This window comes from Stenotrophomonas sp. STEN087 (genome assembly GCF_056759115.1).
This window is the reverse complement of the sequence record NZ_JBRRCR010000039.1, coordinates 14,609-34,917: the sequence shown is the minus strand read 5'-3', so window position 1 is coordinate 34,917 and position 20,309 is coordinate 14,609. Positions and strand designations below refer to the sequence as shown.

At 69.2% G+C, this 20,309-nt stretch carries 18 protein-coding genes; 12 read left to right on the top strand and 6 right to left on the bottom strand.

Going from position 1 to position 20,309, the window contains the following annotated elements:
• Positions 1 to 254 precede the first annotated feature (254 nt).
• A complete protein-coding gene (locus ACVOK1_RS12040; protein WP_367380938.1) occupies positions 255 to 875 on the bottom strand; it encodes a thymidine kinase in 621 nt (206 codons plus the stop codon).
• 101 nt (positions 876 to 976) lie between these two features.
• Between ACVOK1_RS12040 and ACVOK1_RS12035 the strand changes: the two genes are divergently transcribed.
• Together ACVOK1_RS12035 and ACVOK1_RS12030 are read left to right on the top strand one after the other, a co-directional pair.
• Positions 977 to 2,953 (top strand): UvrD-helicase domain-containing protein, encoded by a 1,977-nt coding sequence (locus tag ACVOK1_RS12035; protein ID WP_333628798.1) that lies wholly within the window; start codon positions 977 to 979, stop codon positions 2,951 to 2,953.
• Positions 2,954 to 3,059: 106 nt separating this feature from the next.
• The gene (locus tag ACVOK1_RS12030; RefSeq protein ID WP_481562195.1) at positions 3,060 to 3,587 is read left to right on the top strand and encodes a GNAT family N-acetyltransferase; all 528 of its coding nucleotides are present in this window, start codon (positions 3,060 to 3,062) and stop codon (positions 3,585 to 3,587) included.
• A 224-nt stretch (positions 3,588 to 3,811) separates the two neighbouring features.
• Here ACVOK1_RS12030 and ACVOK1_RS12025 read toward each other — a convergent pair whose 3' ends face one another.
• A complete protein-coding gene (locus ACVOK1_RS12025) occupies positions 3,812 to 4,465 on the bottom strand; it encodes a YceH family protein (protein WP_481562194.1) in 654 nt (217 codons plus the stop codon).
• Positions 4,466 to 4,567: 102 nt separating this feature from the next.
• Between ACVOK1_RS12025 and ACVOK1_RS12020 the strand changes: the two genes are divergently transcribed.
• The 6 genes from ACVOK1_RS12020 to ACVOK1_RS11995 all read left to right on the top strand — a co-directional run bounded on the left by ACVOK1_RS12020 (position 4,568) and on the right by ACVOK1_RS11995 (position 11,519).
• Positions 4,568 to 5,491: a 5'-nucleotidase, lipoprotein e(P4) family gene (locus ACVOK1_RS12020; protein ID WP_481562193.1), complete on the top strand. Its 924-nt coding sequence runs from the start codon at positions 4,568 to 4,570 to the stop codon at positions 5,489 to 5,491.
• Positions 5,488 to 6,213 carry an orotidine-5'-phosphate decarboxylase gene (gene pyrF / locus ACVOK1_RS12015; RefSeq protein ID WP_071228639.1) on the top strand — a complete coding sequence of 242 codons (726 nt, stop codon included), beginning with the start codon at positions 5,488 to 5,490 and terminating at the stop codon, positions 6,211 to 6,213. Before ACVOK1_RS12020 ends, pyrF begins: the two co-directional genes overlap by 4 nt.
• A 219-nt stretch (positions 6,214 to 6,432) precedes the next feature.
• Positions 6,433 to 7,251: a S1 family peptidase gene (locus tag ACVOK1_RS12010; protein WP_481562192.1), complete on the top strand. Its 819-nt coding sequence runs from the start codon at positions 6,433 to 6,435 to the stop codon at positions 7,249 to 7,251.
• Positions 7,252 to 7,567: 316 nt separating this feature from the next.
• Positions 7,568 to 8,521: a hypothetical protein gene (locus ACVOK1_RS12005; RefSeq protein WP_481562191.1), complete on the top strand. Its 954-nt coding sequence runs from the start codon at positions 7,568 to 7,570 to the stop codon at positions 8,519 to 8,521.
• Complete coding sequence (plsB, locus tag ACVOK1_RS12000; protein WP_200751025.1) at positions 8,521 to 11,157, top strand: glycerol-3-phosphate 1-O-acyltransferase PlsB; 2,637 nt, start codon at positions 8,521 to 8,523, stop codon at positions 11,155 to 11,157. Before ACVOK1_RS12005 ends, plsB begins: the two co-directional genes overlap by 1 nt.
• Positions 11,154 to 11,519: a hypothetical protein gene (locus ACVOK1_RS11995; RefSeq protein WP_200751024.1), complete on the top strand. Its 366-nt coding sequence runs from the start codon at positions 11,154 to 11,156 to the stop codon at positions 11,517 to 11,519. Before plsB ends, ACVOK1_RS11995 begins: the two co-directional genes overlap by 4 nt.
• A gap of 68 nt (positions 11,520 to 11,587) precedes the next feature.
• Here ACVOK1_RS11995 and ACVOK1_RS11990 read toward each other — a convergent pair whose 3' ends face one another.
• The gene (locus ACVOK1_RS11990; RefSeq protein ID WP_079224582.1) at positions 11,588 to 11,791 is read right to left on the bottom strand and encodes a YdcH family protein; all 204 of its coding nucleotides are present in this window, start codon (positions 11,789 to 11,791) and stop codon (positions 11,588 to 11,590) included.
• A 92-nt stretch (positions 11,792 to 11,883) separates the two neighbouring features.
• Here ACVOK1_RS11990 and ttcA point away from each other — a divergent pair, with 92 nt between their 5' ends.
• Genes ttcA through ACVOK1_RS11975 form a run of 3 tightly spaced genes read left to right on the top strand, consistent with a single transcriptional unit; the run spans position 11,884 to position 14,585 of the window.
• Entirely contained in the window at positions 11,884 to 12,804 is a 921-nt protein-coding gene (gene ttcA / locus ACVOK1_RS11985) for a tRNA 2-thiocytidine(32) synthetase TtcA (RefSeq protein WP_481562190.1), read from the top strand.
• A 36-nt stretch (positions 12,805 to 12,840) separates the two neighbouring features.
• Positions 12,841 to 13,746 carry a recombination-associated protein RdgC gene (locus tag ACVOK1_RS11980; protein WP_005411825.1) on the top strand — a complete coding sequence of 302 codons (906 nt, stop codon included), beginning with the start codon at positions 12,841 to 12,843 and terminating at the stop codon, positions 13,744 to 13,746.
• A 59-nt stretch (positions 13,747 to 13,805) separates the two neighbouring features.
• Positions 13,806 to 14,585, top strand: a complete 780-nt coding sequence (locus tag ACVOK1_RS11975) for a M48 family metallopeptidase (protein ID WP_481562189.1) — start codon at positions 13,806 to 13,808, stop codon at positions 14,583 to 14,585.
• A 59-nt stretch (positions 14,586 to 14,644) separates the two neighbouring features.
• On the opposite strand, the gene ACVOK1_RS11970 is transcribed toward ACVOK1_RS11975, so the two are convergent.
• On the bottom strand, positions 14,645 to 15,046 hold the full coding sequence (locus ACVOK1_RS11970) for a hypothetical protein (protein ID WP_406233695.1): 402 nt from the start codon (positions 15,044 to 15,046) through the stop codon (positions 14,645 to 14,647).
• A 682-nt stretch (positions 15,047 to 15,728) separates the two neighbouring features.
• Entirely contained in the window at positions 15,729 to 16,595 is an 867-nt protein-coding gene (locus ACVOK1_RS11965; protein ID WP_481562188.1) for a methylglyoxal synthase, read from the bottom strand.
• A 150-nt stretch (positions 16,596 to 16,745) separates the two neighbouring features.
• On the opposite strand from ACVOK1_RS11965, the gene ACVOK1_RS11960 reads away from it, so the two are divergent.
• Positions 16,746 to 18,830 (top strand): ATP-binding protein, encoded by a 2,085-nt coding sequence (locus ACVOK1_RS11960; protein WP_481562187.1) that lies wholly within the window; start codon positions 16,746 to 16,748, stop codon positions 18,828 to 18,830.
• Here the strand turns inward: ACVOK1_RS11960 and ACVOK1_RS11955 are convergent.
• Positions 18,816 to 20,261, bottom strand: a complete 1,446-nt coding sequence (locus ACVOK1_RS11955) for an FAD-dependent oxidoreductase (protein WP_164073868.1) — start codon at positions 20,259 to 20,261, stop codon at positions 18,816 to 18,818. The two genes, ACVOK1_RS11960 and ACVOK1_RS11955, sit on opposite strands and share 15 nt — an antisense overlap.
• Positions 20,262 to 20,309: the final 48 nt, after the last annotated feature.

Genomic DNA, 20,309 nt, shown 5'->3' with positions numbered 1-20,309 from the left:
TGGGTTTGCGGGGTGTGAGCCGCATGGGCCCGAGGCATGCCTCGGGCGGGTTGGGCAGGACGCCCAACCCCGGTCTTGCCGTGTGCGCAGGACAGCGCACACGAGCAAGCGGCGACCAAGCCCCCATGGATGGGTTTACGGCGTCCCCGCAAACCCACACCGCCCCGCCATCCCACGGAATGCCGCTCCGGCTTTTGACGTTGCCGTTGCATTGAGCAGGTGCAGGGCTGCAAGCCCTGCAGAAGACCCCCTCCTTACAGAGGCAGGGGCGCCTGCGCCGGGTCGATCCGCCCCTCACCACGGGTGATCTTCTTGAACTCGGCACGGCTCACCGACACGTAGCGTTCGTTGCCGCCAATCTCGACCTGCGGGCCGTCCTGCACCGCGTGGCCGTGCTCATCCACGCGCACCGTCATCGTTGCCTTCTTGCCGCTGTGGCAGATCGTCTTGATCTCCTGCATCTCATCGGCCCAGGCCAGCAGGTACTGGCTGCCCTCGAACAGCTCGCCGCGGAAATCGGTGCGCAGGCCGTAGCACAGCACTGGAATGCGCAGCTGGTCGACCACCTCGCTCAGCTGCCAGACCTGTGCGCGGGTCAGGAACTGCGCCTCGTCCACCAGCACGCAGCCCATCGGGCCGTGCGTGGCCAGGTCCTGCTCCACCCAGCGCTGCAGATCGGTATCGCGGTCGAAGGCCATGCCCTCGGCGCGCAGGCCGATGCGCGAGGCGACCACGCCGGCACCGGCACGGTCATCCAGGCGCGGGGTCAGGATCGCTACCCGCATGCCGCGCTCGCGGTAGTTGTGCGCGCTCTGCAGCAGGGTGGTGGTCTTGCCGGCGTTCATCGCCGAATAGTAGAAATAGAGCTTGGCCATCGGCCGATTGTACGCCGCTGCCCCGGCCCGCCGAAGCCGTTCAGCATCCCCACCGGCCTGCGGCTGTGGCGGCCACGCCGCCCCGCTACAATCCCTCTCCAATGCACGGTCTCAATCCCCCCCAAGCCGCCGCCGTCCTGCACATCGAAGGCCCCCTGCTGGTACTGGCCGGTGCGGGCAGCGGCAAGACGCGCGTGATCGTCGAGAAGATCGCCCACCTGATCGGCTGCGGGCGCTACCCCGCACGTCGCATCGCCGCGATCACCTTCACCAACAAGTCGGCCAAGGAAATGCGCGAGCGCGTGGCCAAGCGCCTGCGCGAGCAGGACGCCGACGAGGTGACCATCTGCACCTTCCACGCCCTGGGCCTGAAGTTCCTGCAGATCGAGCACGCGGCGGTGGGACTGAAGCGCGGCTTCTCCATCTTCGATGCCGATGATGCCGCTGCGCAGATCAAGGACCTGATGTCCGGTGCCAAGCCCGACGACATCGAGGACATGAAGAACCTGGTGTCGCGTGCGAAGAACGCCGGCCTGTCACCCGAACAGGCGATGGCCGCCGCGCGCAGCAACCGCGAGAAGGAAGCGGCCAGCGTCTATGAGCGCTACCAGCTGCGCCTGACTGCGTTCAACGCGGTCGACTTCGACGACCTGATCCGCCTGCCGGTGCAGGTGCTGGAAGAGAACCCGGATATCGCCGTGGCCTGGCGCGAGCGCATCGGCTACCTGCTGGTGGACGAATGCCAGGACACCAACGACGCGCAGTACCGGCTGCTCAAGCAGCTGGCTGGCGAGAAAGGCAACTTCACCTGCGTGGGTGACGACGACCAGTCGATCTATGCCTGGCGCGGTGCCAACCCGGAAAACCTGCAGCAGATGGGGCGCGATTATCCCGCGCTGGAAATCATCAAGCTGGAGCAGAACTACCGCTGCTCCAACCGCGTGCTGCGTGCGGCCAATGCGCTCATCGCCAACAACCCGCACGAACACCTGAAGAAGCTGTGGAGCGACCAGGCCGATGGCGAGCGCATCCGCGTATGGGAATGCCGCAACAGCGAACATGAAGCGGAAAAGGTCGCCGCCGAGATTGCGTTCGTGGCGCAGTCGCGCAAGGTGCCGTGGAGTGATTTCTGCATCCTGTTCCGCGGCAATTTCCAGTCGCGGCCGCTGGAAAAGGCGATGCAGCTGCTGCGCATTCCCTACCACCTGACCGGCGGCACCATGTTCCTGGAGCGCCAGGAAGTGAAGGACACGCTGGCCTGGCTGCGGCTGCTGGTGAACCCCGACGACGACACCGCCTTCATGCGTGCGGTGCAGTCGCCCAAGCGTGATGTCGGCGCCGGTACCCTGGCCAAGCTGGCCGAGCTGGCGCAGGAAAAGGACATGCCGATGGCGCAGGCGGCCGAGGCCATCGGCGCGCTGCAGCAGCTGCCCCCGCGCGCGGCCAACAGCCTGGCGCGCTTCACCGACATTCTGCGCGACCTGCGTGCGCAGACCCGCCAGATCACTTCCGGCGACATGATCCGCAAGGTGGCCAAGGAATCGGGGCTGTTGAGCGAGCTGCGGCAGCAGGCCAAGGAAGAGGCCAGCTACCAGCGCCGTGCCAACAACATCGAGGAACTGGCGCAGTGGTTCGAGGGCGGCCCGCGCGGTGCCACCGCGGCCGACCTGGCTGGCCAGCTGGCGCTGCTCTCGCGCAGCGACAAGGACGAGGGCGGCAACCAGGTGCGCATGATGACCATGCATGCCTCCAAGGGCCTGGAATTCCCGTATGTGTTCATTGTCGGCTGCGAGGACGGCGTGCTGCCGCACCAGGTCAGCCTGGACGAAGGCAACCTGCAGGAAGAACGGCGCTTGCTGTACGTGGGCATCACCCGCGCCAAGATCCAGCTGTGGATGAGCTACAGCAAGCTGACGCGCAAGTTCGGCGAGCATGTGCGGTTGAAGCCGAGCCGGTTCTTCGAGGAGATTCCGGCCGAGGAGATCCAGCGCGATGGCGCGGACCCGGTGGCCGATGCGGCGCGGAAGAAGGAGCGCGCTAGCGCGGGCCTGGCCGCCATCGAAGCGCTGTTTGATTGAGCGGAGCGCAGCTGTAGAGCCGAGCCCATGCTCGGCTTGCGCATCGACGGATCAGCCGAGCATGGGCTCGGCTCTACAATCGGCCTATCCCAGCGGAGATCCGCGCATGCAACCCATCGAAAGCGAACGCCTGCGGCTGCGCCGCCTGGAACCCGACCGGGATGCTGCGCCGATGCTGGCACTGCTCAACGATCCGGGGTTCCTGCGTTTCATCGGTGATCGCAACGTGCGCAGCGAGGAGCAGGCGCGGGAGTACATCGCGCTGCGGGTGCTGCACAGCTATGCGCTGAACGGCTTCGGCATGTACGCGATCGAGCGCCTGGCCGATGGCGCGTGGCTGGGCAACGCCGGCCTGGTGCGGCGCGATGGCCTGCCGGGGCCGGATATCGGCTATGCGGTGCTGTCGGAGTTCGCGGGGCAGGGCTACGCCAGCGAGGCGGCGCGGGCGGTGTTCACGCATGCGCGCTCGCAGCTGGACATCGAGGACCTGTACGGCATCACCGACCTGGACAACGTGGCCTCCGGGCGGATCCTGCTGGGGCTGGGCATGCACGAACGCGGCGTGATCCAGTTGCCGAACGTGGACAGCGCGAGCCGGTTGTACGCCACGCCGGGGGCGGCCGAGGTCCGGTAGTGGGGGGGGGGGGGGGGGCGCGCGCGCCCGCGGCCCGGGGCCGCGCCCCGGCGCCGGCGCCCCCGGGCGCGCGGGGGGGGGCCGCGGGGCGCGCCCCCCGGGCGCGCCGGGCGGGGGGGGGCGGGCCGCCCGCCCCACGCCGCGCGCGCGGCCCGCCCCCCCCCCCCCCCCCCCACTACCGGGTGCACCTGCGGTAGCGCCGGGCCATGCCCGGCGGATGTCCGTCAGCCGCGCAGTTCCGCCAGCTGGGCCTGCAGCTCGGCCACCGCGGCTTCCAGCTGGGCCACGCGCTCGGCCAGGCCGGGGTCGGCCGCTTCGCTGCTGCCACCGCCGCTGCTGGCGTACTTGGCGGCCAGCGCCGCACCGTCCACCTCACCGCACAGCAGGTGCATGTAGCGGTCCTCGCGCTGGCCGCTGGCGCGCGGCAGCACCACCAGCAGGGCGCGCTGCTGCAGGCGCTCGATGGCGTGGCGGGCTTCGTCCACATCGGCGAAGCGGTACAGGCGCTCGCTGCGGGTGACCAGCTCGCCCAGGGTCTGCGGGCCGCGCAGCAGCAGCATCGCCAGCAGCACGGTCTGCTGCCGGGTCAGGTCCAGCGCGGCCTGCAGGCGGTGCTCGTAGCGGTCGGCGCGCGAGGAGAAGTGCTGGCGCGCCAGGCCCAGCGTCTCCAGCTGGCGCAGGGCGTGCTGCACGCTGCCGGCATCGATGTTCATCACCGGCTCGCGGGCGGTCTTCTGGTTGGCCGCCGACTGCGCGGCGTTGACCGTCAGCGGGTAGGTGTCCGGGGTGGTCGCCTCCTTTTCCACCAGGCAGCCCAGCAGGCGGGCCTGGACGGCATCGAGCAGGGGGACGTCGGGGGGCTGGACGGGATCGGTCATGGCGGCCTCCGCAAGGCAACGGGTCAACCCCGAAGCATAGCCGTGCCACGGTCATCTTTGCCGGTAAAATGGCGGGGTATATCTGATTGCCGGTGAATCCTGATGCGTCGTCCCGTTTCCCTGTCCCTGACCCTGCTCGCCACTGCGGCGATCGGCCTGTCTGCCTGCAAGCGCGTCGATGCGCCTGCCGCCGAGACCCCCGCCCCCGATGCCCCGGCCGCGGCCGCCAAGGCCGATGGTGCGGTTGATGCGACCGCCAACGACAACCTCAATGCCGTGCTGTGGATGCAGCGTGCGCAGGAGTACAAGGCGATCACCGAACAGACCTACCGCGCCGCCGCCGACCACCTGGACGCCGCGCTGAAGGAAGCCCACTGGGACGCGCTGGTGCCGGAAGAACGCGGCAACGCGGCCAAGGGCCTGAAGCCGGCCGTGGTGCTGGACGTGGATGAGACCGTGCTGGACAACTCGCCCTACCAGGCGCGCCTGGTGCGCGACGGCAAGGAATACGACGAGCTGACCTGGGACCAGTGGGTGGCCGAGAAGAAGGCCAAGGCCATCCCCGGCGTGGTTGATTTCGCCAAGGCCGCCAACGCCAAGGGCGTGACCCTGCTGTACATCTCCAACCGCGCCGTGCACCTGAAGGACGCGACCCTGGCCAACCTGCGCGAGCAGGGCCTGCCGGTGGCCGACGACAGCGTGTTCCTCGGCCTGGGCACCGTGGTCAAGGACTGCGAGCAGAACGGCAGCGAGAAGAACTGCCGCCGCCGCCTGGCCGGCCAGCAGTACCGCGTGCTGATGCAGTTCGGCGACCAGATGGGTGACTTCGTGGAAGTGACCGCCAACACCAACGAAGGCCGCGATGCGCTGCTGCAGCAGTACCACGACTGGTTCGGCGAGCGCTGGTGGATGCTGCCGAACCCGACCTACGGCGGTTTCGAGCCGGCCCAGTTCAACAACGACTACACCCAGTCGCGCCAGGCCCGCCACGACGCCAAGCGCGTCGCGCTGGATTACGCACCGTGAGCCGCGCACCGCTGCCGCTGCGCGATGACGAACGGCTGATCTTCGCCCTGGACGTGCCTGACCGCGTGCAGGCGCTGGAATGGGTCGATCGCCTGGGCGACAGCGTGGCGTTCTACAAGATCGGCATGGAACTGCTCGCCTCCGGCGAGTACTTCCAGGTGCTGGACGAGCTGGCCCGCCGCGACAAGCGCGTGTTCGTCGACCTGAAGTTCTTCGACATCCCGGCCACCGCTGCGGCGGTGATCAAGCGCCTGTCGCAGTGGCCGGTCAGCTACGCCACCATCCATGGCTGGCACCCGGCGATGATGGAGGCCTGCGCGGCCGCCAACAGCAGCGACATGCGCCTGCTGGCGGTGACCGTGCTGACCTCGATGGGGCGCCCGGACCTTGCCCAGATGGGCATCGACCGCGAGCCGGTGGACGTGGTGGTCGAGCGTGCGCTGGCCGCCCAGGCCGCCGGCATTGATGGCGTGATCGCCTCCGGCCAGGAAGCCGGCCCGATCCGTGCCGCCACCGGCGCCGGGTTCTCGATCGTCTGCCCGGGCATCCGTCCGGGTGGCCCGGTCGGCGATGACCAGAAGCGTACCGTCGGCGTGGCCCAGGCCTTCGCCGACGGCGCCGACGCCATCGTGGTCGGTCGTCCGATCCGCTTGGCCGCCGATCCGCAGGCGGCCGCGCGGGCCATCCAGCAGGAAATCGCGTCGGCTCTGGCTGCACGCTGAGCCTGCCGGCGCTGCCGGTCACACCGCAATACCGAACGCCATCCCGCCCCGTGCGGGATGGCGTTCGCATTTGTGGGTCCAGCGCTGTCGCAGTCGACCCCGCAGCGAAGAACCGTGCGCGCGGTCGCACTGGATCCGGATGTCCCTCCCTCCCAATCGATGTACCGGCGCCGCTCGCGGCCGTGCCGGTTCCAATCATCCAAGAGGGAGTACACGGATATGTATCGCAGCACCTCTGCAGTTCTTGCCGGCCTGTTGCTGGCGTTCGCGGCACCCGCGTTCGCCGCACCGCAACCGCGCGAAACGCCGCGCATCATCGGCGGCGAGGACGCCCAGCCGGGGCAGTACCCGTTCATGGTCAGCCTTCAGGGGCTGTCGATGGGCGACTCCGATCACGACCGCCACTTCTGCGGTGGCACCCTCATCTCGCCGTCGTGGGTGCTGACCGCCGCGCATTGCGTGCAGGGCGATTCGCCCGCCGGCCTGGCCATCATCGGCAACATCACCGCGCTGTCTACCGACGCCTCGCCGCGGGCCTCGAATGCCCGGGCCATCCACGTACACCCGGCCTTCAACAGCGGCAATTCGCTGGAACACGACCTGGCCCTCATCCAGCTGGACGCGCCGCTGGCCGACGCGCAGCCGGTGACCCTGCGCCTGCGCCCCGACGCCAGCTACCTCAAGCCGGGCCGCGACTTCACCGTGATCGGCTGGGGCACCACCGAGGAGGGCGCCAGCGAGCTGCCGACCCAGCTGCAGACGGTGCAGGTGCCGTTCGTGCCGTTTGCCGACTGCCAGCAGGCTTACGCCGGCGAGCTCGCGCGCGGCAAGGTCATCTGCGCCGGGCGTGAGGGCGTGGACAGCTGCCAGGGCGATTCCGGCGGCCCGCTGATGCTCAAGCTGCGCGACGGCTGGACCCAGTTCGGCATCGTCAGCTGGGGCGAGGGCTGCGCGCGGTCCGGCTACCCCGGCGTTTATGCCCGAATCGCCGAAAAACATGCCGTAGATTTCATTGAAGCGGTCTGGCAGAAGGATTGATTCAATAAAATCAAACATTTAAGTCATGTTACATGACGTATTGCCTTAACTTCGGAGGCGGCGTAGCATCGCCGCCATCCGGTCCCTGGGCCGGAGATGTGCCACAACTGTCCACCGGCCTCGCGCCGGTTTGAAGAGCCTGCGATCCCTGTGATCCGGGCTCTTTTTTTATCGCCCGGGGTCAGAGCCCTTTCGCCTGCGAAAGGGATCCGACCCCGCCGATCGCCCCCCTTTCCTGGCGGAACCGTGACCGCACGGCTTGCCGCTGTCACCTTGCAGGCCGCAAGATGCGGGCCGGTACGGGGAGTCCGATTGCATGAGCCTGGCAGTGCGAGGAAGGTCCGCGCGTGGATGGGGGCTGGCAGCCATGGTGCTGCTGGCGGTGGCGGCGTGCCGCCAATCCGGCAGCGACCCGGCCAAGCCGGCGGCCGAGCCGGTGGCGGCGGTGCAGGCCATGGCCCAGCGCCTGGTCGAGGATGACCTGGTCGGCTACGCGCGCCTGTCGGTGCCGCCGGGCCAGTACCAGCGGCTGCAGCAGGCCTGGACCGACGGCCACAGCCAGTGGCCGCTGGGCGAACTGCCGCTGGGTGACCAGATGCTGCCGATGCTGGCCGCGCTGCGCGAGCCGCAGGCCGCCGCCCAGCTGCAGCGCAGCTTCGACCGCCAGCTGGCCGGCCAGGCCAGCGCGGTGCGCCAGGCGGCGCAGTCGATGGGCAACTTCGGCGTGCAGTACCTGCGCCACCAGAAGGGCTACACCCCCAGCCAGCAGACGCATTACATCGCCCTGGTGGAAACCCTGGCCGGCTGGGCGCAGGGCGCGCCGATCAGCGACCGGGCCCGCGCCCGCAGCAGCATCGCCGCGCTGGTCGAGGCCGCCGCCAACGTCGGCTTCGACAACGAGGACGGCCTGCGCGCGGCCGGCATGGAAGGCAGCCTGCAGCAGCTGGCGCCGTTCCTGCACACCGTCAAGGCGGTGCTGGCCAGCTACGGGCTGGGCGTGGACGACGCCCTGCGCAGCCTGCGCGGGGAGCTGCTCTCGGTGGAAGGCGACAACGCCCTGGTCCGCATGGAATACGAGCTGGCCGGGCGCACCCTGCAGCTGCAGCTGCCGCTGAGCCGGCGCGAAGGCCACTGGTACCTGACCCGCACCCTGGCCGATACCGATGCCCTGCTGCGCAAGGCCGATGCGGCCCGCGCGGCCGCCGCGCCGGAGCCCGCAGAGGCCCCCGCCGCCGGCGGGGAAGCGGCAACCACGCCGCCTAAGCCATAATGGCGCCGATGTCGAAACAGAACCCGCTGCCGTTCCCCGGCGAAGAACCCCAGCAGACGCCCGCCGATCCGGCCGCGGCGTCTCCCTCGACCGGCACCGGCCCCAATCCGGTGCCGCCGCCCGCGCACGCCCGTCCCGCTGGCCGTCGCCCCTTCTGGGCGCGCCTGCTGGGCCGTCTGGTCGAGCCGTGGCTGGCGCTGAAGATCGAGCCGGAGGACCCGGGCCAGTACAACGACGGCCGCCCGGTCGTGTACGTGCTGGAAGACTACGGCCTGTCCAACGCGCTGATCCTGGACAAGGCCTGCCGCCAGGCCGGCCTGCCGTCGCCGCTGGTGCCGCTGGCCGGTGACCCGACCGGCCGCAAGCGCGCCTACCTGGCGCTGTCGCGGCGCAGTTCCAGCAATTCGCTGATCCCTGAACAGCGCGGCGCCAAGACCCACTCCGATTCGCTGGCCAAGGTCCTGCAGGCGCACCGCGTGCGCGACGACCTGGACGTGCACCTGGTGCCGGTGTCGATCTTCGTTGGCCGCGCGCCGGACAAGCAGAGCGGCTGGTTCGCTGTGCTGTTCTCGGAAAACTGGGCGCTGGTCGGCCGCTTCCGCCGCCTGCTGGGCCTGCTGCTGAACGGCCGCAGCACCATCGTGCGCTTCGCCCCGCCGATCTCGCTGCGCAGCACCGTGGACGAGGGCCTGGAGCCCGAGCGCACCGTGCGCAAGCTGCAGCGCGTGCTGCGTACCCATTTCCGCCGCATCCGTGAATCGGTCATCGGCCCCGACCTGTCCACCCGCCGCCTGCTGGTGGACCAGGTGCTGGCCGCCGAACCGGTGCGCGAGGCGATCGCCGCCCAGGCCAAGCGCGACAACTCCAAGCCGGCCGACGCCTGGAAGAAGGCGCACGCCTACGCCTGGGAAATCGCCGCGGACTATTCCAGCCCGGTAGTGCGTTCGGCCAGCTTCATGCTCAGCCACGTGTGGAACCGCATCTACGCCGGCGTGCTGGTGCACCACCTGGACAAGTTCAAGGCCGCCGCGCCGGGCCACGAAGTGGTGTATGTGCCCAGCCACCGCAGCCACATGGACTACCTGCTGCTGTCCTACCTGCTGTACGACCGTGGCATCGTGCCGCCGCACATCGTGGCCGGCATCAACCTGAACCTGCCGGTGGTCGGCACCCTGCTGCGCAAGGGCGGTGCGTTCTTCATCCGCCGTTCGATCCGCGGCAACGCGCTGTACTCGGCCGTGCTCAGCGAATACGTCGCGCAGCTGGTGGCCGGTGGCTATTCCATCGAGTACTTCGTCGAGGGTGGCCGTTCGCGCACCGGGCGCCTGCTGCAGCCCAAGGGCGGCATGATCTCGATGACCCTGCGCGCGTTCCTGCGCCAGCCGCGCAAGCCGGTGCTGTTCCAGCCCATCTACATCGGCTACGAGAAGCTGATGGAAGGTGGCAGCTACCTGGACGAACTGTCCGGGCGGCCGAAGGAGAAGGAGTCGATCTGGTCGCTGCTGTGGGGCATCCCGAAGGTGCTCAAGCAGAACTACGGCCAGGTGGTGGTGAACTTCGGCGAACCGATCGCCCTGAACGACGTGCTGGCCGAGAAGGCGCCGGAGTGGAACGGCGAGGCGGTGCCGGAGGACGAGAAGCCGTCGTGGCTGTCGACCACTGTCGATACCCTGGCCGACCGCATCCAGGTGCGCATCAACGGCGCCGCCGACGTCAACCCGATCAACCTGCTGGCGCTGGCGCTGCTGTCCACGCCCAAGCACGCGATGGGCGAGGCCGACCTGATCGCGCAGATCGAGCTGTGCAAGACCCTGCTGGAAGAGATGCCGTATTCGGGCCGGGTGACGGTGACCCCGCACTCGCCGGAGCGGATCATCGCCCACGCCGAGGAAATCAACGTCCTCACCCGCATCAAGCACCCGCTGGGCGACGTGCTCAGCGTCAGTGGCGACACCGCGGTGCTGCTCAGCTACTTCCGCAACAACGTGGTGCACCTGTTTACCGCCTCGTCGTGGGTGGCCTGCTGCTTCCAGAACAACCGCCGCATGAGCCGTGCCGGCCTGGTCCGCCTGGGCCGCACCGTGTACCCGTTCCTGCAGGCCGAGCTGTTCCTTCCGTGGAGCGAGGACGAGTTCGCCCAGCGCATCGAGCAGACCATCGACGTGTTCATCCGCGAAGGCCTGCTGCAGCAGGTCGCCGACGATGACGGCGGCATGCTGACCCGCAACACCGGGCAGACCGACGAGGTGTTCCGCCTGCGTGCCATCGGCCATTCGCTGCAGCAGGCGTTCGAGCGTTACTACATTGCCATTTCGGTGCTGGTGAAGAACGGCCCGGGCACGCTGGGCACCGCCGAGCTGGAAAGCCTGTGCCAGCAGGCCGCGCAGCGCCTCAGCCTGCTGTACGCGCCGGCCGCACCGGAGTTCTTCGACAAGTCGCTGTTCCGTGGCTTCATCCAGAAGCTGCGCGAGCTGCGCCTGGTGTGGCCGGACGAGAACAGCAAGCTGTTGTTCGACGACCGCCTGGACAGCTGGGCCAAGGATGCCAAGTTCATCCTCGGCCGCGAACTGCGCCACACCATCGAGCGCGTCAGCCCGGAAGCGGCGCGCCCCGACGAGCCGACGCCGCAGGCATGAGCCGCCCTGGCCGGTGGATCAGCCCCGCGTGGCTGCTGCCGGCCATGTTGCTCGCCGCGGTGACGGCCCAGGCCGCGCCGGCCTGCGTGGAGGACACCCTGCCGGGCCGGCTGGCCGATGCACCGGTGCGCCTGTGCGTGGACGCCGCTGACGGCAGCGCGCCGCGCTACACGCTGTGGCTGGCCGATGCCGAACGCATCGCCGGCGAGGAAGACGCGGTGGTCGGCACGGGCCTGCAGGGGGACTGGTACGGCCACCCGCTGCGCCTGCACTGCCGCGCGGAGGGCGCCGTGCGCCGCTGCGACCTGAGTGTCGACGGCGAACCGGCGTGGAACGCCGACGTGGTCATCCCCAACGGGTAACGCCCCGACACGGTAGCGCCGGGCCATGCCCGGCGATGGATCCACGCCACGCGTGGATGGGCCCCCGCTTACGCCGGCTCGTCCGGAATCTGCAGGCTCTCCAGCTTCGCGATGCAGTCCTTCAACTGCAGCTTGCGCCGCTTCAGCCGTTTCGACTCCAGCTCGTCCTCGCCATTGGCGGCCATCCGGGTGATCTGTTCATCCAGCACGCGGTGTTCGGCGCGCAGGGCGACGAGGCGTTCGACGATCTCGGCGGGGCTGTAGGTATCCACAGCCTCCGAGCATACACAGCGCCGATGACCATCGGGAGAGGGCGACCCCGCGCCGCGGCCGGCGCCGGTCCCAAGCCGGTAGAATGGCAGCCATGAGCGCCGTGATTTTCCTGCCCGATCCCTTGCCGCGTGCGCCTGTCGCACCGCGCGTGGGCCCGCGCGCGGAACACCCGCTGGGCCGGCGCCTGCGCCGCCAGGTCGGCCAGGCCATTGCCGATTACGGCATGATCGAGGCCGGCGACAAGGTGATGGTCTGCCTGTCCGGCGGCAAGGACAGCTACACCCTGCTGGACCTCCTGCTGCAGCTGCAGAAGAAGGCCCCGGTGCCGTTCGAGCTGGTCGCGGTGAACCTGGACCAGAAGCAGCCCGGCTTCCCCGAACACGTGCTGCCCGAGTACCTGGCCAGCCTGGGCGTGGCGTACCAGATCATCGAGCAGGACACCTATTCGGTGGTCAGCCGGGTCATCCCGGAAGGTCGCACGATGTGTTCGCTGTGCTCGCGCCTGCGCCGCGGCGCGCTGTACAACCACGCCGAGAAGCACGGCTTCACCCGCATCGCGCTGGGCCACCACCGCGACGACATGGTGGCCACCTTCTTCATGAACCTGTTCCACCACGCCAAGCTGTCGGGCATGCCGCCGAAACTGCGCAGCGACGACGGCCGCCACGTGGTCATCCGTCCACTGGCCTACGTACGCGAGCGCGACATCGTCGAGTACGCTCAGGCACGTGATTTCCCGATCATCCCGTGCAACCTGTGTGGCAGCCAGGAAAACCTGCAACGCCGCCAGGTCGGGCTGATGCTCCAGCAGTGGGAAAAGGACCATCCCGGCCGCATCGACCAGATCGCCCGGGCCATGGGCCAGATCCACCCCTCGCAGCTGGCCGATGCCAGTCTGTTCGATTTCATGGCGTTGGGCCGTCGCGACGAGGCACCCTTGTCCGATGCCCATGCCTGGCTGGCCGGTTCGCCGGCCGATGCCCACGCAGCACCCGAGACGCCCGCCCTTTAAGGTGGGACGCCCTTCCTCTTCGCCATCCGGAATTCCATGTTCTTTCGCAACCTGACGTTCTTCCGTTTCCCGACTACCACCGATTTCTCCGAAGTGGACACCCTGCTGCCGCACGCCCTGCTCAAGCCGGTCGGTGCGCTGGAAATGAATTCGCGAGGCTTCATCTCGCCCTTCGGCCGCGAGGAGAAGGAACTGCTGTCGCACCGCATTGCCGAACACCTGTGGCTGACCGTGGGCGGCGAGGACAAGATCCTGCCGGCGGCGGTGGTCAACGACCTGCTCGAGCGCAAGCTGGAGGAGATCGAGGAGAAGGAAGGCCGCCGCCCCGGTGGCCGCGAGCGCAAGCGCATGAAGGACGACCTGCTGCATGAACTGCTGCCGCGCGCCTTCGTGAAGTCCTCGCGCAACGACGCCTTCATCGACCTGCAGCACGGCTACGTCGCGGTGGACACCTCCAGCCGCAAGACCGGCGAGTACTTCATGTCCGACATCCGCGGCCTGCTCGGCAGCTTCCCGGCGATGCCGCTGAACGCCGAAGTCGCGCCGCGCTCGATCCTGACCGGCTGGATCGCCGGCGAGCCGCTGCCGACCGGCCTGAGCCTGGGCGAAGAGTGCGAGATGAAGGACCCGGTGGAGGGTGGCGCGGTGGTCAAGTGCCAGCACCAGGAACTGCGCTGCGACGAGATCGACAAGCACCTGGACGCCGGCAAGCAGGTGACCAAGCTGGCGCTGATCTTCGAGGACAACCTGTCCTTCGTCATCGGCGACGACCTGATCGTGCGCAAGCTGAAGTTCCTCGACGGCGCCCTGGACCAGCTGGAGCATGCCGACGAAGACGGCCGCCGCGCCGAGTTCGACGCCCGCTTCGCCCTGCAGAGCGCCGAGATCCGTCGGCTGTTCCTGCTGCTGGAAGAAGCCTTCAAGCTCAGCAAGGCTGACTGAACAGGCACTGCGCAGGCCGCCGGTCATCCAGCGGCCCCGCGCAGCGCTATGCTGGGCACATGAGCCGCCTGCTGCGCCGCCTGATCAGCCCGACCTCGCCCGCCACCGTGCAGCGCGACACCGTCCGCCTGCGCCTGGACGATGCCGAGATCGAGGTGCTGCGCGTGCGCGATCCGCGCGCGCGACGCATCAAGCTGAGCGTGGACGAACGCGGCGCACGCCTGACGTTGCCGCCGCGGGCCAGCCTGGTGATGGGCGAGCGTTTCCTCGAACAGCACCGCGACTGGCTGGCGCTGCAGCTGCGCGTCTACCAGGACAACGGCCTGCCGGCACCACTGCAGCCGGGCGAGGAGGGCATGCTCCCGCTGCGTGGCGAGCTGCTGCCGGTGCGCTGGCAGGAAGGCCGCTTCGCGCGCCTGGAGATCGACGAGCACGGCGCCTGCGTGCAGTGGCCGACCCGTGCCGGCGACGCCACCCTGCGCCGCCTGCTGCGTGAGTTCTACGAAGCACAGACCCGCGCCGACGTCGGCCGCTGGCTGCCGAAGTACCTGCCCGGCCTGCCGCGCGCACCCAGCCGCGTGCGACTGAAGGTGATGTCCTCGCAATGGGGCTCGCTGGCACCGGATGGCAGCATGGCGCTGGACCTGGCCCTGGTGCTCGGCCGCCCGGACGCTTTCGAGTACGTGCTGGTGCACGAGCTCTGCCACCTGATCCAGGCCAACCACTCGCCCGCGTTCTGGCACGAAGTGGAACAACGCTTCCCCGCATGGCGCGAGCAGCGCGATTACTTCCAGCTGGAAGGCCGACGCCTGAAGGCGATGCTGCGCCAGCTGCTGTAACGGTAGAGCCGAGCCCATGCTCGGCTGACGCGCGCAGCGCGGCCAATAACGGTTGACCGTCAGGCGGCATCCACCTGCATGTCCACGTATTCCGACAGCCCCCGGCAGGCCAGCAGCAGGCTGTCCCTCGCTCCATCGCTCAACTGCTGGCTGATATCGCCGCTCACACGGACACGCTCGATGGCATGCGCCAGCTCCAGCAGGAAAGTCAGCCCTGCGTTGGCACGCTGGATGCGGGACAAGGCCACGCATTGCCCAGGGGAACGTCCTGTGCGCTGCAGCGGCTGACCATCCGCGCCCTCGCTCTGGCCGATGCGCTGCAGGCTGCCCAGCAGCGAGATGCTGTCGGCGGTCTGGTTGGCGGCCAGGGTGGATTCCAGCGGCTGGGCGATTTCGTTGGGCAGCTGATTGGCAGCCTCGCCCAATGCGGCGAACAGGAAGGGATAACGATGGGCGCTCATGGCGGTCTCCTGTGCATGTTGCAGAGAGAGCCACCCCGCAGCTGCGGAGGTGGCGGACGATGCGTGGCTCCAATACCGGTGATCTGAAGGAACCCGGCGGGCCGAAGCCCTCCACGCACCGCCCGCCATGGAAATGCAGACGGATTGCCAGCCGGCGTCGCCCACGGTGAATGAGCGACGCCAGCTGACAAGCGTAAACAACCTTCAGATCAGAACGGGATTGGAGTCCCGTGCCACCCGTTGTCGGTGGCTCGACATGATTTGCACGCAGCGCCCGTGCAGCCAATGAGAATTGTTGGAAAGTTCGAAAAGTTTGCAGATCATCGCGGGCTGCCGCCCATGAATGATCCCGCCCGCGAACGTGCGAATCGCGACATTGCGAAGCGCGGGGTGTTCAGTCAGCCCGACGAGAAGCAGCCGAGCATGGGCTCGGCTCTACAGGAGCGCGCGCAGCGCGCGACCCGCTCCTGCTCTTCTTTCTTTCTTCCGTGGTGGGCACACCGGAAACTGTCCGTGGCCGGGTGGGGTGGGTTGCGCAGGGGCGTGAGCCGCATGGATGCGGCGACCGAGCTTACAGGGACGTACTTGCAGCGTCCCCTGCGCGGCCCACCCCACCCGGCCAAGCACGGCTTCTGATCTGAACAACCACCACGAGGGGCTCAGCCGTTGGCCGATACCCCCATCAACCCGCGCGCAACGCCGCCGCAGCCGCCCAGCGTGCCGCCACCCGCGGTGCGGTAATGCACACCGCCTCGTCGGTCACCGTCGTCACCGCCCGCTCCAGCAGCTGGATATCGGCCTCATGCTGGCGCGCCACATGCGGATCCTCGAAGAAGATCGCGCGCTGGCAGCGTCCCTCCAGCACGCGGTCGGCAATCTGCGCATCGCCGCCCATCGGGCCGCTCTGGTAGCGCGTCACCCACGGCGTATCGGTGGGCCAGCCGCGGCTCCACGCCAGCTCGTTGAGGCGCTGGCCGGTGGTGCCGGTGGCCACGCGCTCGCCGAAGCGGGCCAGTACGTCGAAATGCTCGTCGGCGAAGGCCAGCATCGCCGGCTTCATCGCATCGTGGGCGATCAGCGCCAGGGTCTGTCCTTCGAACGCGTGCAGGTCATCAGCACCGGCATCGGCGGCCAACCCGGCGTGGACCCGTTCGATCTCGATCCAGTCGCGCGCGGTGGCCACGGTCGAAATGAACGGCTTGCCGTGGATCACGCACTGACGCTTGAGCGCGGTCGCCTCGGGGAATACCGACGACGGGTCGACCGGATCGATCAGGTAGATCGTGCCATCGAGGGTGCGCTCCGGTCCCATGCCGACCACTTCAGCCACCAGCTTCATCAGGCCGCCCTGGCGGCCGTAGGGATAGCGGTGCAGGCCCGCATAGCCGGACAGGAAGCCGTTGCGTTCGATCGCGTCGTGGGTACGGCCGACTGCATGCAGGGACACGCCCAGCTCGCGCAGGCCCGGCTCGCTGGCACGCAGCCAGCGGAACAGCGCGGCACGCGCGTCATGGTGGTGCAGGCGGTTGGCGGCCAGGCCGATGCGCATCGCGGGTGTCCTCAGTGGTGGAAGCGGCAGTGTATGTCGCTATCAGTATCACTTGAGCGATTTGCAATTTTCCTCATTGTCGCTGCGGGCCGCGTCGCTAGCGTGACAGGTGGCCGCTGCTTCGTGCAGTCTGCGGCCTGAGGAGTAATCGTGAGTGTCGCTGGTTGTCCTGATGTCGCCGCTGCGCGCCGCTGCTGGCGGTGTGGCGGCGCGCTGTTGGCCCTGCTGGTGGCGCTGCCGGTGCGAGCCGATGACTGCAGCGGGCCGCTGCGGCTGGTGCATGCTTCGGCGCCGTCGTCGGTGCCTGCCGGCCAGGCCGGGCCGGTGCACGGGGGCATCGACGCGATGCTGGCCGCGCTGCGCACTGCAGAGCCGACGCTGCAGGTGCAGCCGGTGGCCGCCGACCTGCTGGACGAAGGCCGGCTGCCGCCCGGCACGCAGGCGGTGCTGGGCTGGTCGCGTGGGCAGCTGCCTTCGGGATGGCCGGCCAGCGTCACCTACCTCGACATACCGCAGGTGATCGTACGCCGCCGCGATGCCCCGCCCGTCCTCGACCTGGGCGGGCTGCGCGGGCAGACGGTAGCCACGCCCGATCCGGCACAGCTGTCGCCCCTGCTGCAGCGGCAGGCGCCCGGCGCGCTGCTGCTGCCACCGATGGCGGTGGACACCGCCCTGCGCCTGCTGGTGGCCTCGCAGGTGGATGCGGTGGTAGCCAATCTGGTCGATGTCGAGCGCCTGCTGCGGGAGGGCAACGACAACGCGCTGAAGGTCGCTGCGCCAGCCGGCTTCGACGATGCCCTGGTACTGGCCACGACGCCGGCCTGCCGGCACTGGCTGGCCGTGTTCGACCCTCAGCGGGCACCGCTGTCCAGCGTGCGCGACATCGCCTTGGCCACAGCGGGCACATCTGCATCGAGGCCGGCGGACATACCGATGCCGACGTGGCTGCGCGGCCTCGCCGCCGCCTTGCTGGCCCTGCTCGGGCTGGGCCTGGTGCATGCCTTCGGCTACTGGCGGCTGCACCGCGAAGCGCAGTGCCGCCGCGCCCTGCAGCAGCGCCTGCAGGAGGTCAGCGCGGGTCTGCCGGCGGTGGTCTATCGGACCCGGCGCAGCGCCTCGGGCGAGTACAGCGTGCTCTACCTGACTGGCGACGTGCAGGCGCTGTTCGGCCTGAGCGTGGACACCGCGCGCATCGAGTACTGGCGGCTGCTGGCGGCCGTGCACCCGGAGGACCGCGGTCCGGTGATGGCCCATGTCGATGCGGCGGCGCTGATGCGCGGGCCGATCGACGTCACCTTCCGCGCCCGCGGGCGGATGGGCTGGCGCTGGGTGCGTTCCCACGGGCGGCCGGTGGCCAGCAGCGACGGCGATGGCAGCAGCGTCGAATGGACAGGCTACTGGATGGACGTGACCGAGGCGCAGATGCGTGCGGCCACCTTGAACGACGCACGGCGCGAAGCCGAGCAGGCGGTGGTGGCCAAGGCCCACTTCCTGGCCAGCATGAGCCAGGAGATCGGTGCGCCAATGCACACGCTGATGAGCATGCTCGACGACCTGGCAGAGACGTCGCTGGACCCGCGCCAGCGGCAGCTGCTGGCCACCCTCGACGAGGCGGCCGCGATGCTGCGGCAGATCCTCGCCGAGGTGCTGGACAGCGAGCGGCAGCGCGAGGGCTGCCGTTCCTCCCACGCGGTGCCCACCGATCTGGCCGCACTGCTGCGGGGCGTGCAGCGGCTGCTGGCGCCGCTGGCCGCGAGCAAGGGCCTGCATCTGCGCTGCGTGCTGGACCCGGCACTGCAGGCCAGTACGCTGGTCGATGGCCTGCGCCTGCGGCAGATCCTGTTCAATCTGGTGGGCAACGCGCTCAAGTTCACCGCGCACGGCGGGGTCGAGCTGCGCCTGCAGGTGCTGCGCCAGGCGGCTGCCGGCCAGCATCTGCGGCTGCAGGTGGCTGACACCGGGGTGGGTATCAGTCCGGAGCGGCAGCGGGCGGTGTTCGCGCCTTACACGCAGGCCGAGGCCTCGACCACCCGCCGTTTCGGTGGCAGTGGCCTGGGCCTGGCCATCTGCCGCGAGCTGGCCGCCGCGCTCGGCGGCGAACTGCAGCTGCACAGCGTCCCCGACGAGGGCACCACCGTCAGCCTGGACCTGTACCTGCCTGCGTGCGACGCCCCTTCGGCGTCGGCACCACAGGCCGTACAAGCCACAGCCGTGGCCGGATCAGTGCGCCAGTAGGCGCACGATGCTGGCGGCGGCGTCGCGCCCTTCGGCCACGGCGGTCACCACCAGGTCCGCGCCGCGCACCGCATCGCCACCGGCGAACAGGCGCGGGTGCGAGGTCTGGTACGGCAGGCGGTCCTTGCCACCGGCGACGATGCGGCCGTTGGACTGGCCTTCCACGCCGTGCTCGGACAGCCACGCCGGCAGCGTCGGCGAGAAACCGAAGGCGATGATCACCACGTCCGCTTCCAGCAGCGATTCACTGCCCTCGATCGGCACCGCGTTCTGGCGGCCATTGGCATCGGGCTCGCCGAGGCGGGTCTCGACCACGGTCACGCCGATCACTTCGTCATCGGCACCGGCCTCGATCGACAGCGGCTGGCGGTTGAACAGAAAACGCACGCCCTCCTCGCGCGCATTGGCCACTTCGCGCGCGCTGCCGGGCATGTTCGCCTCGTCGCGGCGGTAGGCGCAGGTCACCTTGGCTGCGCCCAGGCGCACCGCGCTGCGCACGCAGTCCATGCCGGTGTCGCCGCCGCCGAGCACGACCACGCGCTTGCCGTTGAGGTCGGGCAGGGCGATGGTGTCTTCCCAGCCGGCAATCGGCCGGCCCTTCGGATCATCGCCGCTGACGATGCGGCTGTTCTGCACCAGGAACGGCAGCGCCGGCAGCACGCCCTTCAGGTCCTGGCCGTCCAGGCCACCATCGGTGTAGCGGTATGCGCCGGTGCCGACGAACACCGCATCGTGGCTGTCCAGCAGCTGTTGCACGCTGACATCGCGACCGATCTCCACGCCCAGGCGGAACTGCACGCCCATGCCCTCCAGCACCTCGCGGCGGCGGTGGATCACGTCCTTGTCCAGCTTGAAGCTGGGGATGCCGAACTGCAGCAGGCCGCCGATCTGTTCGTAGCGGTCGTAGACCACGGCGGTGATGCCGGCGCGCGCCAGGCGGTCGGCACAGGCCAGGCCGGCCGGACCAGCACCGATCACCGCCACGCTCTGGCCGGTGGGCTGCACCGCGGCCAGGTCGGGGCGCCAGCCGCTGGCCAGCGCGGTATCGACGATGTACTTCTCCACCGCACCGATGGTCACCGCGCCGAATTCCTCCAGCGTGCAGCTGCCTTCGCACAGGCGGTCCTGCGGGCAGACGCGGCCGCACACTTCCGGCAGCGGGTTGGTGCTGTGGCACAGGGTGGCGGCTTCGTGGATGCGGTTTTCCTGCACCAGCTGCAGCCACTGCGGAATGGCGTTGTGCACCGGGCACTTCCAGCTGCAGTACGGGTTGCCGCAGTCCAGGCAGCGACCGGCCTGGTACTGGGCGTCTTCCTTGCCGAACTTGCCGTACAGCTCACCCCAGTCGCCGGAGGTGCGCAGTTCGACCGGGATGCGCTGCGGCATGGTCCGGGGCAGATCGAGGAACTGGAATGCTTGCTTGCGGCTCATGGCTGGCTCTGTGGTTTTTGCGGTAGCCGGCCAATGGCCGGCACTACG

What these genes read in the sequence shown, in the direction of transcription:
- ACVOK1_RS12040 (WP_367380938.1), bottom strand. Translation starts at nt 875, where the DNA reads ATGGCCAAGCTCTATTTCTACTATTCGGCGATGAACGCCGGCAAGACC.
- ACVOK1_RS12035 (WP_333628798.1), top strand. Translation starts at nt 977, where the DNA reads ATGCACGGTCTCAATCCCCCCCAAGCCGCCGCCGTCCTGCACATCGAA.
- ACVOK1_RS12030 (WP_481562195.1), top strand. Translation starts at nt 3,060, where the DNA reads ATGCAACCCATCGAAAGCGAACGCCTGCGGCTGCGCCGCCTGGAACCC.
- ACVOK1_RS12025 (WP_481562194.1), bottom strand. Translation starts at nt 4,465, where the DNA reads ATGACCGATCCCGTCCAGCCCCCCGACGTCCCCCTGCTCGATGCCGTC.
- ACVOK1_RS12020 (WP_481562193.1), top strand. Translation starts at nt 4,568, where the DNA reads ATGCGTCGTCCCGTTTCCCTGTCCCTGACCCTGCTCGCCACTGCGGCG.
- ACVOK1_RS12010 (WP_481562192.1), top strand. Translation starts at nt 6,433, where the DNA reads ATGTATCGCAGCACCTCTGCAGTTCTTGCCGGCCTGTTGCTGGCGTTC.
- ACVOK1_RS12005 (WP_481562191.1), top strand. Translation starts at nt 7,568, where the DNA reads ATGAGCCTGGCAGTGCGAGGAAGGTCCGCGCGTGGATGGGGGCTGGCA.
- plsB (WP_200751025.1), top strand. Translation starts at nt 8,521, where the DNA reads ATGGCGCCGATGTCGAAACAGAACCCGCTGCCGTTCCCCGGCGAAGAA.
- ACVOK1_RS11995 (WP_200751024.1), top strand. Translation starts at nt 11,154, where the DNA reads ATGAGCCGCCCTGGCCGGTGGATCAGCCCCGCGTGGCTGCTGCCGGCC.
- ttcA (WP_481562190.1), top strand. Translation starts at nt 11,884, where the DNA reads ATGAGCGCCGTGATTTTCCTGCCCGATCCCTTGCCGCGTGCGCCTGTC.
- ACVOK1_RS11980 (WP_005411825.1), top strand. Translation starts at nt 12,841, where the DNA reads ATGTTCTTTCGCAACCTGACGTTCTTCCGTTTCCCGACTACCACCGAT.
- ACVOK1_RS11975 (WP_481562189.1), top strand. Translation starts at nt 13,806, where the DNA reads ATGAGCCGCCTGCTGCGCCGCCTGATCAGCCCGACCTCGCCCGCCACC.
- ACVOK1_RS11970 (WP_406233695.1), bottom strand. Translation starts at nt 15,046, where the DNA reads ATGAGCGCCCATCGTTATCCCTTCCTGTTCGCCGCATTGGGCGAGGCT.
- ACVOK1_RS11965 (WP_481562188.1), bottom strand. Translation starts at nt 16,595, where the DNA reads ATGCGCATCGGCCTGGCCGCCAACCGCCTGCACCACCATGACGCGCGT.
- ACVOK1_RS11955 (WP_164073868.1), bottom strand. Translation starts at nt 20,261, where the DNA reads ATGAGCCGCAAGCAAGCATTCCAGTTCCTCGATCTGCCCCGGACCATG.